General features: G+C 47.6%; 15 protein-coding genes. 10 read left to right on the forward strand and 5 right to left on the reverse strand.

Annotated features, from left to right (window positions below):
• The first annotated feature begins 95 nt into the window (after positions 1-95).
• Positions 96-1,385: a cytochrome-c peroxidase gene (locus ACO0K2_RS06350; RefSeq protein WP_423016916.1), complete on the forward strand. Its 1,290-nt coding sequence runs from the start codon at positions 96-98 to the stop codon at positions 1,383-1,385.
• A 12-nt stretch (positions 1,386-1,397) separates the two neighbouring features.
• Here ACO0K2_RS06350 and ACO0K2_RS06355 read toward each other — a convergent pair whose 3' ends face one another.
• The 3 genes from ACO0K2_RS06355 to ACO0K2_RS06365 form a co-directional block, all read right to left on the reverse strand.
• Positions 1,398-2,090 (reverse strand): response regulator, encoded by a 693-nt coding sequence (locus ACO0K2_RS06355; protein ID WP_423016918.1) that lies wholly within the window; start codon positions 2,088-2,090, stop codon positions 1,398-1,400.
• Between the two features lie 10 nt (positions 2,091-2,100).
• The gene (locus ACO0K2_RS06360) at positions 2,101-3,552 is read right to left on the reverse strand and encodes an ATP-binding protein (RefSeq protein WP_423016920.1); all 1,452 of its coding nucleotides are present in this window, start codon (positions 3,550-3,552) and stop codon (positions 2,101-2,103) included.
• A gap of 235 nt (positions 3,553-3,787) precedes the next feature.
• Positions 3,788-4,339 (reverse strand): thymidine kinase, encoded by a 552-nt coding sequence (locus ACO0K2_RS06365; RefSeq protein WP_423016922.1) that lies wholly within the window; start codon positions 4,337-4,339, stop codon positions 3,788-3,790.
• A gap of 283 nt (positions 4,340-4,622) precedes the next feature.
• On the opposite strand from ACO0K2_RS06365, the gene ACO0K2_RS06370 reads away from it, so the two are divergent.
• From ACO0K2_RS06370 to ACO0K2_RS06410, 9 genes are all read left to right on the forward strand, one after another.
• On the forward strand, positions 4,623-5,075 hold the full coding sequence (locus tag ACO0K2_RS06370) for an Hsp20 family protein (protein ID WP_423016924.1): 453 nt from the start codon (positions 4,623-4,625) through the stop codon (positions 5,073-5,075).
• A 546-nt stretch (positions 5,076-5,621) separates the two neighbouring features.
• The gene (locus ACO0K2_RS06375; protein ID WP_423016926.1) at positions 5,622-5,990 is read left to right on the forward strand and encodes a response regulator; all 369 of its coding nucleotides are present in this window, start codon (positions 5,622-5,624) and stop codon (positions 5,988-5,990) included.
• A 12-nt stretch (positions 5,991-6,002) separates the two neighbouring features.
• A complete protein-coding gene (locus ACO0K2_RS06380; RefSeq protein ID WP_423016928.1) occupies positions 6,003-6,284 on the forward strand; it encodes an STAS domain-containing protein in 282 nt (93 codons plus the stop codon).
• A 121-nt stretch (positions 6,285-6,405) separates the two neighbouring features.
• Entirely contained in the window at positions 6,406-8,652 is a 2,247-nt protein-coding gene (locus tag ACO0K2_RS06385; protein ID WP_423016930.1) for a chemotaxis protein CheW, read from the forward strand.
• A 48-nt stretch (positions 8,653-8,700) separates the two neighbouring features.
• The gene (locus ACO0K2_RS06390) at positions 8,701-11,763 is read left to right on the forward strand and encodes a methyl-accepting chemotaxis protein (protein WP_423016932.1); all 3,063 of its coding nucleotides are present in this window, start codon (positions 8,701-8,703) and stop codon (positions 11,761-11,763) included.
• 9 nt (positions 11,764-11,772) lie between these two features.
• The gene (locus ACO0K2_RS06395; protein ID WP_423016934.1) at positions 11,773-12,387 is read left to right on the forward strand and encodes a chemotaxis protein CheW; all 615 of its coding nucleotides are present in this window, start codon (positions 11,773-11,775) and stop codon (positions 12,385-12,387) included.
• On the forward strand, positions 12,377-13,210 hold the full coding sequence (locus ACO0K2_RS06400; protein WP_423016936.1) for a CheR family methyltransferase: 834 nt from the start codon (positions 12,377-12,379) through the stop codon (positions 13,208-13,210). The genes ACO0K2_RS06395 and ACO0K2_RS06400 overlap by 11 nt, the downstream gene beginning before the upstream one ends.
• A gap of 234 nt (positions 13,211-13,444) precedes the next feature.
• Positions 13,445-13,939, forward strand: coding sequence for a chemotaxis protein CheD (locus ACO0K2_RS06405; protein ID WP_423016938.1), 495 nt, complete (start codon positions 13,445-13,447; stop codon positions 13,937-13,939).
• A gap of 23 nt (positions 13,940-13,962) precedes the next feature.
• Entirely contained in the window at positions 13,963-15,036 is a 1,074-nt protein-coding gene (locus ACO0K2_RS06410; RefSeq protein WP_423017470.1) for a protein-glutamate methylesterase/protein-glutamine glutaminase, read from the forward strand.
• Positions 15,037-15,096: 60 nt separating this feature from the next.
• On the opposite strand, the gene ACO0K2_RS06415 is transcribed toward ACO0K2_RS06410, so the two are convergent.
• Both ACO0K2_RS06415 and ACO0K2_RS06420 read right to left on the reverse strand, forming a co-directional pair.
• Positions 15,097-16,230 (reverse strand): alpha-hydroxy acid oxidase, encoded by a 1,134-nt coding sequence (locus tag ACO0K2_RS06415; protein WP_423016940.1) that lies wholly within the window; start codon positions 16,228-16,230, stop codon positions 15,097-15,099.
• A 128-nt stretch (positions 16,231-16,358) separates the two neighbouring features.
• Complete coding sequence (locus ACO0K2_RS06420; protein WP_423016942.1) at positions 16,359-17,267, reverse strand: LysR family transcriptional regulator; 909 nt, start codon at positions 17,265-17,267, stop codon at positions 16,359-16,361.
• Positions 17,268-17,355: the final 88 nt, after the last annotated feature.

Genomic DNA, 17,355 nt, shown 5'->3' on the forward strand with positions numbered 1-17,355 from the left:
TTTCTGAAAAATCATTCTTTGCCGGTACCCACCTCGCAATGGATATTGCGTCGCAGTGAATTTTCAGAAGTTTCCTATTTGTGAGGTTGGTTGTTATGTTGACGCGTCGTATTACCTGTATTCTTTCTGTCTTCTTATTGTTGAGTGCCTGCCAGAAACAAGCTGAAGTGCCGGCCAATGCCGGGGTCAATCCTGCAGCCAATCCACCTCCAAAGCCTGCAGCTGCGAAAAAAGTGTGGGTTGACTATCCCAAGCCAGATACGCCATTAAGCCCACAGGCGCAACTCGGTAAGCAATTGTTCTTCGATGTTTCACTGTCGGCTTCGGGCAAGATGTCCTGTGCGACGTGTCACCAACCAGACCATGCCTACGCGCCTGCGAATCATCTCGCCGTACAATTAGGTGGCCCTGATATGCAGCAGGCAGGGACGCGCGCCGTGCCCTCGTTACGCTATCTTGGCTTCACGCCCAAATTCACACGCCATTTCTACCAGCCAGCTGGTGAGGGCTTGGAGGATGAGGGACCAACAGGTGGCTTTACCCATGATGGTGCCGTGGATTCGCTTAGCAAACAAGCGGCAGTGCCTTTGCTTGCCGCGAATGAGATGGCCAACCTCACAGCGGAAGGATTTACCGAGAAGTTGCAGCATAGTCCGTTTGTCGCGGACTTTATCAAGGTGTTTGGTGTCGATACGTTAAAAAATCCGGCGCTCGTTCTGGAACAAGCGGGTAACGCACTCGAAGCATTTCAGACAGAAGACATTAGCTTCCATCCTTACACCAGTAAGTTCGACGCCGTGGTCTCCGGCGAGGCAGAGTTTACCGAGGCAGAGTCGCGTGGCTTTATCGTCTTCCATGATCCAAGCAAAGGTAATTGCGCGAAGTGCCACATCGATCGTATCGGTGGTGGTGGCCGCCCGGCGCAATTTACAGACTTTGGCTTTGAAGCGATTGGTGCGCCGCGTAATAACGAGATTCCAGCGAATAAGAACCCAGCGTACTTTGATCTTGGATTGTGCGGTCCCGTCCGCCAAGATCTGCGCAGAGAAACGGCCTACTGTGGTATGTTTAAAACGCCGACTTTACGTAACGTCGCAACGCGCCAAGTGTTTCTGCATAATGGCGTCTTTAAAAGCTTAGATGATGTCATTCATTTTTATGCTGAACGCGATAGCAAACCAGAAAAATGGTATCCGAAAGCCAATGGCAGCATCGCGATGTACAACGATATACCCAAAAAATACCGTGAAAACATCGACCATGTTAACGCGCCGTTCAACCGCAAAAAAACCGATAAGCCTGCCATGACAGAAGCAGAAATGCAGGATCTACTGGCGTTTTTAAAGACCTTGGATGATGGCTATCGCAAGGTCGGTCAGAAGTAAGCGCTTCACCAATTACCGGTGCATTTCCGGGTGTTCAAATCGATAACCGACACCATAAACCGAGTGCAAACACTCTGGTGTCGGTAATCGACTTTGGATTTTCTTGCGAATATTTTTGATATGCGAGTCAATGGTGCGGTCATTGATATCGCGCTGATCCTCATGGGCGATGTCGAGTAAATGCTGTCGTGAGAATACGCGGTTGGGATGGCGAACCATTTCTGCTAAGAGTCTGTATTCCACGGGAGTTAAAGGTAATGCGCTTCCTTCATATAAGATTCTTTGCCCTTCAGTGTCAATAGAAAAGCCAGGCGTGGACTGGGTTGGTGCGCTATGACGGCGAAGATGAATTTTCGCTCGTGCTACGACCTCACGTGGACTGAACGGTTTGCAGACATAGTCGTCTGCGCCGACTTCCAACCCTAACAAACGATCAACTTCTTCCACTCTGGCGGTAATCATAATGATCGGTAGCTGACTAAATCGACGGATCTCCTGACACACCGAGATGCCATCCATTGTCGGCAACATCAGATCGAGCAACACAAGATCCGGCGGATTCTGCTTGACCGACATGAGACCTGCCTGCCCATCATGTTGCTGCTCTACAAGGAAGCCGCTAGCAACAAAATAGTCTTGGAGTAGGGCAGCGATCTTTAGATCATCTTCAATAATTAAAATTCGCTGAGCGAAGTTGTCTTTCATTATTTTCCTATTACTTGATCAATGGCAGACGAATCACCATGGCTAGTCCACCTAGCGACGAGGGCATGGCACTGATCTCTCCATCATGTGCACTGAGCAATGCTTTGCAAATCGATAAACCAAGACCACTTCCGCCATGTGCGCGGCTGCGTGCGAGATCGACGCGATACAAACGATCAAACAACAGCGCGTGTGCATGAGGAGGAACGCCAGGTGCACTATCCTCCATGGTGATATCAACAAAATTGCGGCTCGTGGTGATCGTACACCGCAGTGTTCCGGGGCTATCCGTGTAGCGAATACTGTTTTCAAGTAAATTGCTAATGACCTGCGTGATCCGCCCTGCATCCGCCCTGACAAAAGCGAGTTCGGTTGGGAAGTCTATTTGCATCGTCAGTTGTGCCTTTTGTAAGCGTAACGTGTAGCGTTGAATGACCGCCCTGACTAAAGCGATGATGTCGATGCGAGCGAACTCGTAACGCAGATCACCGGCATCGGCAAGCGTGAGTTGGCGAACGTCATCGACCAGCTTGTTCAAATGAATGACTTCTGCATGGAGTGATGCCATGGCTTCCGGACTCGATTTCCTGACGCCATCGATCAATGCTTCAACCTCACCAAGAATGACTGTCAGCGGGGTCCGTAATTCATGCGAAATATCCGCCAGCATTTGGCGACGTTGTACTTCATTCTCTTGTAGAGACCGCGCCATGCTATTAATGTCTTTAGAAAGCTCTCCCAATTCGTCTTGATTTAACACAACAGCGCGTGCTTGGAATTGTCCCTTCGCAATCCGCTTTGCCACTTTATGCAATGACCCTAAAGGCCGCAGTAAATGGCGCGCAAGGTAAATCGATAAGATCAAGGCCATGAGAATAAGACCTGCGGCGAGCCAAATTGTTTGTTGAATTTGAATGCGAACAAAATCAAGACCGCTCGTGTTCGAGATATTCTGCAATGGCGCCAGTCTCAAGCTCCCTACAACCTGCTGGCCAACAACAATATTCTGTCGACTACCGTCGAGTGCGTCAGCGGCTTCTTTGGGGCCGATGATGGCTGTGCCACGGGCATCAACAAGGGATAAGCGCTGTGTGAAGCCCATCAGATCGGGAGGTGTTGCGCGTCGCCGTTGCCTTACACTTGCCGGCGAAATCGATTCTTCCCCCGATGCTACTGGTGTGTCACTCGCTTTACTATTGTCTGGAGGAAGTGGATGTAATTGATCGAGGAGTTCTTGTAAGTTCTCGCGATCATGATAAAAACGGTCAAAGTTTCCGTCACGTTGATAGGTTTCAGCCAGTAATCGACTGAGTTTGCGTAGATCCTGTTGCTCGATTTCTCCAAGGTAAGAAATGAAGCCTCGCTTCAGATTCTGACTCGTAATCCACGCCATGGTGCCAATACTCAGCATCACGACGGCAGTGATGGTAGCAGCAATTTTTTTAGCGATAGTCAGGCGCATGGCGTGATTGAATAGGATCTGAAAGAAAACAATCTACATCGAGACGAACCAATGATCTTATCCCTGATCGTAGTCCTCAATTATGGCGTAATAAAGGAGGAAGAGGCGCTTGATGATGATATCCGTCGTCAAAACAAGTTCATTTCAGATGTCGAGGGACATAAAAAAACCGGAAGCTGCCTAGGCAAGGCTTCCGGTTTTTGTTTCTATCATGTCGTCAATGTTGCAAATGTTATTACACGGTATAGAAGCAACGTCCACAGACATGCTGGTACCGTTCGTTGCCACCAATGTCAATTTGTTCACCAACCTGCATGCGTTTTCCTTCGCTATCAACGCGAATATTCATCGTTGCTTTTTTTCCGCATGTGCAAATATTTTTCAGCTCTTCTATCGTATCGGCTAACGCCAATAAATAGGTTGCACCAGGGAACGGTTCACCAAGGAAATCACTCCGAATCCCGTAACAAATCACAGGCACCCCCCGAACATGGGCCAATTGATGTAACTGCTTCACTTGGTCTGGCGAGAGGAATTGCGCTTCGTCGACTAACAGACAATTGACTTGGGGCGCCTCCTTAAAAAAATCAAATGCGGCATCAAATACCGCGGCTTCTCGTTGAGGCCCGAGACGCGAGGTCACTTTGCCAATGCCGTAGCGATGGTCGATGGCTGCCGTATATAAACAGACTTGCTGACCTTGCTCTTCATAGTTATGGGCTACTTGCAATAGTGCAGTGGATTTACCTGCATTCATTGCAGAATATCTGAAGTAAAGCTTGGCCACGAGTGATCCTTATTTTTATATTGAAGAGCGCATATTGTATCTTCTTGATCGCTTTTCAAGCTTTTTTGGATAGAAATAGTGGCGCATTTTTTTCAAAAAAAATCTCTTGAAAACACTCAAAGCCACCTTATCTTCTACTCAGCAGATGCTCATGAGAGGTTTGCTAGACAGAGCTAGTTGTTGAATTAGTTTGTCTCGATGGCCGCAAGATTGACCGTGCTATCGATCGTTATATTTCGTTGTTTTTATTATTTATATCGCTTATTTTTACAAGGATATCATCATGCGTAATTTTGACTTTGCCCCTTTATACCGTTCCGCGATTGGATTTGACCGTCTCGCACAATTGTTTGACGATGCACAGCGTAACGACACTGCCACCAGCTACCCTCCTTACAATATCGAACTCATCGCCGAGGACAAGTACAGCATTACCATGGCGATCGCAGGTTTTGATCGTTCTGAAATTGAGATTGAAAGTGAACGTGATACGCTCAAAGTAGTGGGCCGTAAGCAGAAAGACGAGAGTCCAAAAAATTACCTGCATCGTGGTATCGCCTCACGTGATTTCGAACATCGCTTCCGCTTGGCAGATCACGTGAAAGTGGTCGGCGCGAGTATGAATAATGGCCTGCTGAAAATTGAATTGGTCCGCGAAGTGCCTGAAGCCTACAAACCACGCCGTATTCTGATTGATGGCGATAATCTGCAACTGGTACAGACCCAGGCAGCTTAAGTCGTTTTAAACCAGCCCAATCGCCTCCCGTCTCGCGGAGGCACCTGACAAAAGACATGGACTCTCCCCGACCATGTCTTTTTTTTCGCCATCATCCTATGGATTCTTCGTCCTCATGCTTGTGAACAGATTGTTGCTTAGAAAACTTTCCTGACATAAAGAGTGAAGTCAGGTACCTTATTGTTGCGCGGACGACACCAAGACAGAAAATGTATCTTTTTTAGCTTTTAATAAATATTTCTAGTAAAAATTGTTTATTTGGACACAATATAGTTACTATAGTAAAAAAACGATGGTGTAACGTTTCATTTCTTTACACATTTTTTTGTGAAAATGTAATTTAAGTTAATATTCATCAAACTAAGTTTGTGAAATAATGTAAAACCTATCTTTGTCTTATTTGTTCAAATTCGCTTAACATTTGTGCTGACGCAATGAATAAGTGGGTGAAAGTGCGGAATATAGATCACGGTTACTTGTTTCCGCGCAGTAGGAGCCCATCAGCCAAGAGTTGTCGTTGCATCATTCATCAAGAGAGGATGTCGTATGTCCAAGACCGTCATGGTAGTAGATGATTCAGCATCAGTACGACAAGTTGTCGGATTGGCGCTTAAAGGTGCTGGTTACACCGTGATCGAGGGGTGTGATGGTGTTGATGCATTATCCAAACTCAAAGGTCAAAAGGTGCATTTGATCATTTCTGACGTCAATATGCCGAATATGGACGGCATTACCTTCGTCCAGGAAGTGAAAAAGCTTGCGGCCTACAAGTTCACTCCTATCATCATGCTGACAACCGAGTCGCAAGAAGGAAAAAAATTACAAGGACAAGCTGCTGGTGCGCGCGCATGGGTTGTCAAACCCTTCCAGCCCGCACAGATGTTGGCAGCGGTATCTAAACTTATTTTGCCTTAAAAGAGGTCCGGTATGAAGACCAGGGAAATCGAAGGTGAGTTGACCATTTATACCGCAGCAACCGAAAAAGAAAACCTGATTAGCTTCCTTCAATCCGATGATGAATTGGAGCTGAATCTTTCTAAGGTGACAGAAATGGATACGGCCGGATTACAGGTATTAATTCTGTTAAAAAATGAAGCCCGGCGTCATCAAAAAACACTGCATTACGTCATGCATAGCAAACCCGTATTAGAAATTCTAGAAATGGCAAACATGACTGCCAGTTTCGGAGATCAAGTCATTCTGACCTGATTGATTTTTTCCAAAAGATCTGATTTTTCGTACGCGGTGAACGACATCAGTAACACGTCCAACATACCGCAAAAAAATAAAGAAGCACAGCATTCCATAGCCACACAAAGCGGAGGATTGAATGAGTTTCGACAATGAAATGAAAGCCGCGATGGAAACGTTTATCGTTGAAAGTCGCGATTTATTGCAGGATATGGAAGACATGTTGCTCGGACTCGAGCACAGCGAGGACAGCGCCGACGCCATCAATGCGATTTTCCGTGCTGCCCATACCATCAAAGGCTCTGCTGGATTATTTGGCCTCGATCATGTCGTTCATTTTACGCATATGTTGGAGAGCCTCCTCGACAAAGTACGGGACGGCGACATTCCAATTTCTTCGCAATTAGTAGCCGTATTGCTGCCATGTCGTGATCATTTAAGTTTATTAATTGATCGTATTGCCGCAGGTGATCTGACCCCCTCGCCAGCCTTGACTGCTGCAGGGGACGATTTGCATGGTCAGTTAGGTCAATTTCTCGACCATAAAAATACGAACGACACAGGTAAAGTTGTTCAACATAAAGAATCGGACACCGCGCATACATCGCGGACGGAAGGGAGTATTGTTGACGCTGGGAATTGGTATCTCTCTTTACGTTTCGGACCAGACTGCCTGCGTAATGGGATGGATCCTCTTTCCTTTATCGGTTATCTCAACACGCTTGGTGATGTGGTACATATTGTCACCATCACGAAAGATCTCCCTGCCGCTGAAACGATGGATCCAGAGACGTGCTATCTCGGATTTGAAGTCGTTCTGCGCAGCAATGCGACCAAAGAAGCGATTGAAAGTGTCTTTGAATTTGTGAATGAAGATAGCGTGATTCGGATTTTGCCCCCGAACAGCAAAATCGATGAATACATTGAGATCATTCATTCCCTCCCGGACGATATCGAACTCTTGGGTGAAATCCTCATCAAGAGTGGCGTGCTCACACGCCATGAATTAGATCGTTGTCTTGAATTACAAAAACAAAAGCAAACAGGGTCCTTCACTGATGATGGAACAGAGCAGCTACCGATTGGCGAGATCTTAGTCAAACAAGATATGTTGCAAAAGCCCGTGCTTAACGCGGCGCTCAATAAGCAACAGCAGGTCAAAGATTCAAAAGCACGTGAACGGCAAAGTATCCGAGTGGATGCTGAACGTCTTGATAAACTCATTGATCTTGTCGGCGAGCTAGTCATTGCTGGCGCGGGTGCGAATTTACGTGCCAGTAAAGTGGCGGATATGGCTTTACTGGAATCGACTAGTGAGGTGATGCGCTTAGTCGAAGAAGTCCGTGATAGTGCCTTGCAATTGCGTATGGTGCCCATTGGTACGACATTCAGCCGTTTTCAGCGGGTGGTGCGTGACGTTAGCCTTGAACTGGGAAAAGACATTGTCTTGGAAATCTCCGGTGGAGATACCGAGGTCGATAAATCGGTGGTCGAAAAAATTGGTGATCCATTAATGCACCTCGTACGTAATTCAATGGACCATGGCATCGAATCATCCTCTGTGCGATTAGCCCGAGGAAAGCCCGCACAAGGTGTATTACGTCTCAACGCCTACCATGAATCCGGCAGCATCATCATTGAAGTCAGTGACGATGGCGGCGGGCTCAATAAAGATAAAATTTTAGCAAAAGCGGTTGAACGTGGGCTTATTGCGCCCAATGCCGTGCTGAGTGATAAAGACATTTATGCCTTAATTTTTGAGCCAGGCTTTTCTACAGCTGATCAAGTGTCGAACCTGTCTGGTCGTGGTGTTGGTATGGATGTGGTAAAACGCAACGTCACTTCCTTACGCGGAAGCATCGATATTGATAGTGAGATGGGTGTTGGTGCTACCATCAGAATCAGATTACCGCTGACTTTAGCGATTATTGATGGGTTCTTAGTCGGTGTCGGCGCATCGTCGTTCGTCGTACCTTTGGATCATGTCATCGAATGCGTCGAGTTGCCCAAAGAAAGCGAAGCGCTTGATTACATGGATTTACGTGGTGAGGTTTTACCGTTTATTCGCCTGCGTAGTTTCTTTGAGATCGAAGGTGAATTACCTCGCCGTCAAAATGTGGTGGTGGTTGGTTACGGAGACAATAAAACGGGTTTGATTGTCGATCGTCTGATGGGTGAATTTCAGACGGTGATTAAGCCATTAGGACGGATATTTAATCACGTCAAAGGAATCGGTGGTTCGACGATTTTGGGTAGTGGGGAAGTTGCCTTGATTTTGAGTATTCCCGCAATGACACAGCTGTATTCTGCACAAGAGCAAAAAAGACATTTACGAATGAGCCAGTCGATGATTGGCCAAAAAAAGCAAACTGAGGATTTAAATTAATCACTTCTGTTCATAGTACATGCCGTAATCTGAAGAAAGGAAGCACAAATGAAATCGCTTTTGGAATCCTTGAAAATGTGGCAGAAATTTGCATTAGTTGGTTTGTTTGTGATTGCCTTATTTGGCTTGCCGTTTATTTTGTATTTGAATACAGCGAACCAAGATGTGCACGACTCAGATTTTGAAAAAAGTGGCGCAACCGCATTGGTACCCGCAAGTAAAATTCTACAATTAGCGCAGCGTCATAGCGTCCAGAACCAGGAAATGATTCTGGGTGAAAAGAATGCCAGAAGTGCCCGAGATGCAACTAGTCAGGAAATGAACGCTGAGATCGAAAGCATGATCGCGTTGAGTAAACAGAGCCCAGAACTCAAACTTGACGAAAAAATCAATCAGCTCAAACAACTCTGGTCTGGCATCCTCAGCGAACAAGATGGGATGAATTCTGAACGCAATCGTGCAGCCCATCGAGGACTCGTTGATCGCGTTTTTGAATTGATCGAAGCCATTGCTGATAACGGTAATTTATTACTGAGTCCCGATCCAGGCACATTTTATCTTGCCGTGATGGGAACGGATAATGTTCCTCGTCTAACAGAGCAATTCCGTGGCTCACGTGCAATTGGCATCGATGCGCTGAGCAACAAATCGCTGTCCGATTCCGAACGTGGAAGATTGGCCGCCAATAATGCGGTGATTAACGACCATATCATTAAAAACGAAAAAACATTTTCGAAGCTGGTCGCCGTCTCTTCTGCTTATAAAGATGCCTTAGGCACCAAAATGGATGAGCAGAACAAGCGTTCCAAAGAGGTGATGCGTTTTATTACTGAAAAGATTTTAGATAGTAATAAATTCGATACGGAAGTAACGGATTATACACAGCGGCTCAGTGCCGTTATGGACAATACGCACGAACTTGAACAGCAAGTGCTTAAAGAGCTTATCAAGCGTACACAAGATCGTAATAAGGAACTGAAAGCGCAACGGTTGGAGACAGTGGGTGCCTGCTTGCTGATGTTTGTCATCGTTGTTTTACTCTCGTGGTTCATGATCAAAATGGTCATTCGTCAGATTGGTCAGGAACCGACTGACGTTGTTGAATACGCAAACCGCGTTGCATCAGGAGATCTCTCTGCCTCCCTTGATCTGCGCGACAACGATATATCGAGCATTGCCGCGAATTTGTCAGCGATGGTAGGGAATATTCGTTCGCGCATGGAAGAAAGCGAGCAAGTTGCCAAGGAAACCTTGCGTATCAAAATTGCGCTGGATAACGTCGCGACCAATGTCATGATTGCAGATAATGATCGCAATATTATTTACTGCAACAAATCGATTATCGACATGCTTACCACGGCCGAGGCGGATATCCGTAAGGCACTACCGACGTTCTCCGTGGCTAATCTGATGGGATCTAATATTGATCAATTTCATAAAAACCCAGCTCACCAGAAACAATTATTATCGACCTTCACCAATAATCATCATGCCCAAATTACGGTGGGAGGTCGTACCTTTACGCTATCTGCTAACCCAGTAATCAATGAGTCAGGTGAGCGTCTTGGTAGCGTCGTTGAGTGGGCAGATATTACGGCACAGTTAGCTGCGCAACGTGCAGCCGAACAACTGGCGGCTGAAAATCTTCGCATAAAAATTGCGCTCGATAATTGCGCAACCAATGTGATGATTGCTGATCCAGAGCGTAATATTATTTACATGAATAAATCCATTGTGGATATGTTGACGGTCGCCGAACAAGATATCCGTAAAGCCATGCCTAACTTCAATGTGACCAAGTTGATGGGGGCAAGTATTGACCAGTTCCATAAAAATCCTGCCCACCAGAAGGCGATGCTGGCGAGCTTTACAAGTAATCATAAAGCGCAGATTGTTGTTGGTACCAGAACCTTTGCATTATCTGCCAATCCCGTCATGAGTGACCACGGCGAGCGTCTTGGTAGCGTGGTTGAATGGGTGGATCGTACTGCTGAAGTCGCCATCGAAAAAGAGATCGGTCATATCGTTGAACAGGCCGTGGCAGGGAATTTCACTACACGTATTTCAGAAGAAGGAAAATCAGGCTTCTTCGGTAAGCTCAGTTCGGATGTCAATCGCTTGATGCAAACGAGCGATGAAGGCCTCAATGAAGTATTAAGAGTGTTGGCGGCGATGGCGAAAGGGGATTTAACGCAAACAATTGATCGCGACTACGAAGGGACATTCGGTGCCTTAAAAGCGGCAAGTAATGAAACGGTGAACCGCTTATCTCAAATCGTGACCGACGTCATTAATGCCACCGACGCACTGTCGAATGCCTCTGAACAAGTCAGCGCGACTTCTCAAGCCTTGTCGCAAGCGGCGAGTGAACAAGCAGCGAGTGTCGAAGAAACCAGTGCAAGTATTGAACAAATGGCGGCAGGCATTAATCAAAATGCAGAGAATGCCAAAGTGACAGATGGTATCGCTGGCAAGGCGGCGAAAGAGGCGACGGAAGGTGGGGTCGCTGTGAAACATACCGTGAGTGCGATGAAAGAAATTGCTTCCAAGATCGGCATCATCGACGACATTGCCTATCAGACGAATATGCTGGCACTCAATGCAGCGATTGAGGCAGCGCGGGCAGGCGAACATGGCAAGGGCTTTGCAGTCGTCGCAGCCGAAGTGCGTAAGCTTGCTGAACGCAGTCAGATTGCTGCCAAAGAAATCGGTGATTTGGCGGGAGGCAGCGTCAAAACAGCAGAACGTGCCGGTGAGCTGATTGATGAAATCGTACCGGGAATTGGTCGTACCTCCGACCTGGTACAAGAAATTGCTGCCGCGTCGCAAGAGCAATCGTCCGGCGTATCGCAAATCAATACGGCGATGAACCAGATGAATCAAATAACGCAGCAAAATGCATCGTCGTCTGAAGAGTTAGCAGCGACATCTGAAGAAATGACGAGCCAAGCGGAACAATTAAAAGAACTGGTTTCCTTCTTTAAAATCTCGCAAGAAAGTCATTTTTCAGCGGCGACAGAAGTGAAATCGAAGGCAGTGTCGAGCAGTACCAAACGCGGTCGTCTTGTCTCATCCAGTGGTATCGATGAAGCAAAGTTCGAACGCTTCTAGGAGTATGACATGGGCGCTGTGATTGAAGCGAAAAAGCATGCTGTTGCTACACAGGGTGCAGACGCAAAAAAGTCAGTGAGTAGCTCGCAATACCTCACCTTCGTTTTAGGGGGAGAGGTCTATGCGCTCGAAATTCTGCATATCAAAGAAATTATTCAGTATGGAGAACTCACTGAGGTGCCGATGATGCCGAGTTTTATTCGCGGCGTTATCAATCTGCGCGGCAAGGTCGTGCCCGTCGTCGATATGACGGCCCGTTTTGGACGTGGTGTGACGAGCGTGGCGCGTCGCACCAGTATTGTCATCATTGAGCTGGCACGAGAGGAAGAGAGTGAGGTCGAAGCGCAAAGTATTGGCGTGATGGTTGATGCCGTGAACGAAGTCATCGATATTGCTGATAGCGATGTTGAACCACCTCCAGCGTTTGGTGGACGCTTGCGCGCGGATTTTATCAGTGGCATGGCGAAGCGGGATGGCCGCTTCATCATCGTTCTTAACCTTGCTCAGGTGCTGTCAGTGGAAGAAATGGTTGCATTGAGCAGCTCGATGCTGGACGGCGATATCGCTCGCCCAGATGGCGTATCAGACACGGACGGCAACCCGGAGCAGGAGCATGAAAGCTAACGCCTTAGTTCTTGGAAATATTGAAGCACTCAAAAAATCGGAGTTTGAATGGATTTCTCGGTTTTTATATGACCGCACAGGAATCGCATTGAGTGACGGAAAGCAAGCCTTGGTGATGGGACGTCTCGATAAGCGTTTAAGAAAACGCGGATTGAGTACCTACACCGATTATTTTGAATTACTTGGTAAGCCTGGTTTTGAAGATGAAACGACGGTCGCAATCGATTTATTGACCACCAATGAAACGTATTTTTTTCGTGAACCTAAACACTTTGAATTCTTAAAAAAAGTCGTTTGTCCACAGCATACGCGTCAGCATAAATTGCGTGTGTGGAGTGCGGCGAGCTCAAGTGGTGAAGAAGCCTACACGATCGCCATGACGCTGGCAGACAGCCTGCCGGGCGGCGATTGGGAAATTTTAGGGACAGATATTTCAAGCAGAGTATTAGAAAAAGCGGCCCGCGCACTGTACCCCATGGCGGCGACAGATAAAATTCCAGCCACGTTGTTAAAGAAGTATTGCCTCAAAGGGCGTGACGAATTTGAAGATTTTTTTCTGATTGATCAATCGTTACGCTCAAAAGTCCGATTTCACTCATTAAATTTGATCGAGCCTTTACCGGACATCGGCTTATTTGATGCCATTTTTTTACGCAATGTCATGATCTATTTTGATCTTGAAACAAAGCGCCGTCTGGTACAAAGAATGATAGAAAAATTACGACCAGGAGGATACTTTTTCATTAGCCACTCAGAGACACTCAATGGTGTTAATAATAGTCTGAAACTGGTCAGTCCTTCTATTTATCAGCGCGAGGCTTAAGCTTTTCTTGCTTGATCTTCAGGTACACATCAGTGCGTTGTGATGGCATTTTTTGTGGCTGTTCCGTCAGCGTGAGTGACACAAACAATCAAAAAAATTGATGTGCCGCAACGGTGACATGATGTGGCCTGTTAAGATCGTTTTAGCTGACGAGTGATCGTGTTGAGTCAGAAATAGATGAGGGCTGTTGTGATAAGCAACACCTGGCTTTTGCAAAGAAAGTGATCTTTTAGCATGGAAGCGCCTTCATTTTATATCGATATTTTTTTACAGCCCGGCGATTTTTATTTCGGTGACTGTGACACACGTATCCGCACGATTCTTGGCTCTTGTGTCGCGATAACGATGTGGCATCCCATTTTGCGCATCGGCGGGATGTGCCACTACATGCTCCCCAAAGACAATCGTCGTCAACCTCATACGGATTTGGATGGACGGTATGCCGAGGACGCCGTGCAGTTATTTTTGCAAGAAATTAAAAAATCCCGTACCCATCCCCGCGATTACGAGGTTAAGATGTTTGGCGGTGGAAACCAGTTTCCATCCCAAAAAAACAACGAAATCACCGTTTCTGATAAAAATATCGAACTCGGTCGGCATTTGTTGTCGCAATATGGATTTGAGGTTCGCCGGGAACACATGGGCGGCGTTGGGCATCGTAATGTCATGTTTGATTTATGGTCGGGTGATGTATGGGTCAAACATGTTGAGAAAGTGATTTTTCCGTGAATGCAAAAGCAAAAATAAAGGTGATGTTGGTCGATGATTCAGCGGTCGTGCGGCAGGTACTGACTGCCTTACTGAGTCGTGACCCCGATATTGAGGTGATTGCGGTCGCACCTGATCCGATTTTTGCGATGGATAAGATGAACCAGCGTTGGCCGGACGTGGTCGTCCTTGATGTCGAAATGCCGCGGATGGATGGCATTACCTTTTTGAAAAAATTAATGTCTGTCCGGCCTACGCCGGTGATTATCTGTTCGACCCTCACCGAAAAAGGGGCAGCGACTTCCATGCAGGCATTGGCAGCCGGCGCTGTCAGTATCGTTACTAAACCTAAAGCCGGATTGAAAGGGTTCTTGGAGCAGGATTCGGGGGATATCGTTCAAGCGGTGAAGGCCGCTGCCTTGGTCGATATGCGGCGCGTCAAAGCCATGACCATGACCACGCTGAACCCAACCGCAAAACTGACGATCAGCGAAGCGATTCCTTCTTTTGAAGCGCGAACTGGCGCGGCCATGTCAGTCACGACCGATAAAATTGTGGCAATCGGTACGTCGACTGGGGGCACGCAAGCACTTGAGGTGGTGTTAAAGGACCTCAGCCGTACGTCGCCTGGTATTGTCATTGTTCAGCACATGCCTGAAAAATTTACCGCCGCTTTCGCCGAGCGCCTAGACAAGATCTGCCCGATCGAAGTACTGGAGGCAAAGAACGGTGATCGTGTCATCAATGGACGCGCACTGATCGCGCCCGGCGGTCGGCACATGCTCTTAAAACGAAGCGGGGCGCAGTATCACGTTGAAATTTTAGATGCACCACCGGTGAATCGACATCGTCCCTCGGTCGATGTGCTGTTCCGTTCCGTTGCAAAATGCGCGGGCGCCAACGCGATGGGCGTGATGATGACGGGAATGGGTGACGATGGAGCGATTGGTATGAAGGAAATGCACGATGCAGGTGCCGAAACACTGGCGCAAGATGAACAGACCTGTGTCGTTTATGGGATGCCAAAAGAAGCGGTGAAACTCGGTGCGGTCGACACGATTTTGCCGCTGAAAGACATCGCAAAGATGATCGAGGCGTATGGACGGAAAAATACTTAGCCGTTGAAGGCATCACTCCCGCGAACGCGGGAGTGACAGTGTTAGATTCAGAATGACCGCTTAACGAATAATCGTACTCAAACCGACATCACGGATATCTTTTGTCCCTGTCAGTGCCATACTGACGTCCAATTCTTTTTGCAAAATCTCCAGCATTTTGGTCACACCTTCTTCACCCATCGCGCCCAGACCATACAAAAAGGCACGACCGACCATGCTCCCTTTGGCACCGAGCGCCGTTGCTTTGAGAATATCTTGACCTGTCCGGATACCACCATCAAACCATACTTCTGTCAGATGACCAACGGCGTCGACAATCATCGGTAATGCCTCAATCGATGACATCGCGCCATCCAGTTGACGACCACCGTGATTGCTCACAACGATGGCATCAGCACCTGCAGCCACAGCGAGTTTCGCGTCTTCGACATCTAAAATCCCTTTGAGAATGAGCTTGCCGCCCCATTCTTTTTTAATCCATGCCACATCATCCCAGTTCAAGGTTGGATCGAACTGGCTTGCAGTCCATTGGCTCAGGGTGAGGATGCCGTCGCCGCCTTTAACGTGACCGACTAAGTTACCGAATGTTTTGCGCCCCGTCAGTGCGCGTAATGCCCACGCAGGTTTGGTTGCCAGATCGATGATATTTGCGAGTGTCAGTTTTGGTGGAACAGACATGCCATTCTTTAAATCTTTATGGCGTTGTCCCAAAATTTGTAAATCCAACGTTAGTACCAGCGCGGAGCATTTGGCTGCTTTTGCACGTTGAATCATTTCTTTGACAAAGCCACGGTCACGCATCACATAGAGCTGAAACCAGAAAGGCTTAGTCGTGACGCTCGCCACATCTTCAATGGAGCAGATACTCATTGTCGACAGTGTGAACGGCACGCCAAATTTTTCAGCGGCAATTGCACCCAGCATCTCGCCATTTGCCCATTGCATCCCTGTTAAGCCAGTGGGTGCGATGGCCACCGGCATGGTGACTTCCTGACCAACCATGGTTGTGCGGGTAGAACGGTTTTCGACATTGATCGCGACCCGTTGACGCAGACGAATGGCGGCCAGATCATTGGTATTCGCTTTGTAGGTGCTTTCGGTATAAGAACCGCTATCGGCATAGTCGTAAAACGCTTTTGGAACACGTTTTTTCGCAAGCAACCGTAAATCTTCTACACAAGTAATAACTGGCATGGTGACACCTTGGACGGAAATGGAATAATCAAAAGTGTAGGGGATATTCGCCTGTCCATGGGGGAAAACGTTTCAGACTTTGCGTGAAGTTTTTTCAGCTCACGGATGCTGGTCGATCCAGCATGTCGTCACATTTCTGCAAATTGCTCCGCGATAAAGTTTCTCAGCCACAGATTGCCCGCATCTTGGTGGTAGCGGCGATGCCAGAATACATTGGTTTGCAAGGAAGGCAAGCGAAGAGGTGGTGTGGTATAGACCAAGCCAAACGGCGCTGCTGCGCGCTCGGCAAGCTTTTGAGGCACTGTCACGAGCAGATCCGAGGTGCTGACGATGTAAGGGACCGCAACAAAGTGGGGCACGCTGAAGTGTGCTGCGGCGATGATGCCCGCTTTTTCTAGCGTCTGATTGATGTTGATATACGGCTGCTCTTGGGAGGCAACAATCAAATGCTGCGCTGCAAGAAATTCTTTGATATCCAAAGGCTTTCCCGCCAACGGATGATCCTGACGAAACATGCAGACATAGTTCTGTTGAAAGAGACGCCGTTGATACCATGCCTCGGAGAGGTCATCAAACGCGCCAATCGCCAAATCGACATGACCTGATTCCATCTCCGTTTTGAGATCAACACTGCTTGCGCGTACCGTCCGGAGACGTAAGCTTGGTGCGCAGGTGTGCAATTTCGCGGCAAGTAAGGGCATGAAATACACCTCACCCACGTCAGTCATCGCCACCGTAAATTGTCGCTGGCTCACCCCCGCCTCAAAATCCTCCTGCGGATTCAGCGCTTGTGTAATTTCTCTGAGGGCAATCGTCACCGAATCCGCAAGTTGCTCCGCCCTCGGGGTAGGCTGCATGCCTGTTGCTGTACGGACAAACAATTCATCACCAACCGTCCGACGCAGACGGGCGAGGGCGTTACTGACCGCCGGTTGTGACAACCCCAGTTGGCGCGCGACCGCAGAAATCTGGCGTTCCTGAAAGACGCGCTGAAAGATTACTAGCAGGTTGAGGTCAATATCTTTGGCTTCGAGCATTATTGATTTGATGAATGGTCTGTATTTTCGTATTTATATCGTAAAAAACCGCCGCATGCACTACATTCTGGCCTAAGACAGTCATCCG

Source organism: Undibacterium sp. MH2W (genome assembly GCF_049340215.1).
In the GTDB taxonomy this organism is placed as follows: Bacteria; Pseudomonadota; Gammaproteobacteria; order Burkholderiales; family Burkholderiaceae_D; genus Undibacterium.

What these genes read in the sequence shown, in the direction of transcription:
- ACO0K2_RS06350 (WP_423016916.1), top strand. Translation starts at nt 96, where the DNA reads ATGTTGACGCGTCGTATTACCTGTATTCTTTCTGTCTTCTTATTGTTG.
- ACO0K2_RS06355 (WP_423016918.1), bottom strand. Translation starts at nt 2,090, where the DNA reads ATGAAAGACAACTTCGCTCAGCGAATTTTAATTATTGAAGATGATCTA.
- ACO0K2_RS06360 (WP_423016920.1), bottom strand. Translation starts at nt 3,552, where the DNA reads ATGCGCCTGACTATCGCTAAAAAAATTGCTGCTACCATCACTGCCGTC.
- ACO0K2_RS06370 (WP_423016924.1), top strand. Translation starts at nt 4,623, where the DNA reads ATGCGTAATTTTGACTTTGCCCCTTTATACCGTTCCGCGATTGGATTT.
- ACO0K2_RS06375 (WP_423016926.1), top strand. Translation starts at nt 5,622, where the DNA reads ATGTCCAAGACCGTCATGGTAGTAGATGATTCAGCATCAGTACGACAA.
- ACO0K2_RS06380 (WP_423016928.1), top strand. Translation starts at nt 6,003, where the DNA reads ATGAAGACCAGGGAAATCGAAGGTGAGTTGACCATTTATACCGCAGCA.
- ACO0K2_RS06385 (WP_423016930.1), top strand. Translation starts at nt 6,406, where the DNA reads ATGAGTTTCGACAATGAAATGAAAGCCGCGATGGAAACGTTTATCGTT.
- ACO0K2_RS06390 (WP_423016932.1), top strand. Translation starts at nt 8,701, where the DNA reads ATGAAATCGCTTTTGGAATCCTTGAAAATGTGGCAGAAATTTGCATTA.
- ACO0K2_RS06395 (WP_423016934.1), top strand. Translation starts at nt 11,773, where the DNA reads ATGGGCGCTGTGATTGAAGCGAAAAAGCATGCTGTTGCTACACAGGGT.
- ACO0K2_RS06400 (WP_423016936.1), top strand. Translation starts at nt 12,377, where the DNA reads ATGAAAGCTAACGCCTTAGTTCTTGGAAATATTGAAGCACTCAAAAAA.
- ACO0K2_RS06405 (WP_423016938.1), top strand. Translation starts at nt 13,445, where the DNA reads ATGGAAGCGCCTTCATTTTATATCGATATTTTTTTACAGCCCGGCGAT.
- ACO0K2_RS06410 (WP_423017470.1), top strand. Translation starts at nt 13,963, where the DNA reads ATGTTGGTCGATGATTCAGCGGTCGTGCGGCAGGTACTGACTGCCTTA.
- ACO0K2_RS06415 (WP_423016940.1), bottom strand. Translation starts at nt 16,230, where the DNA reads ATGCCAGTTATTACTTGTGTAGAAGATTTACGGTTGCTTGCGAAAAAA.
- ACO0K2_RS06420 (WP_423016942.1), bottom strand. Translation starts at nt 17,267, where the DNA reads ATGCTCGAAGCCAAAGATATTGACCTCAACCTGCTAGTAATCTTTCAG.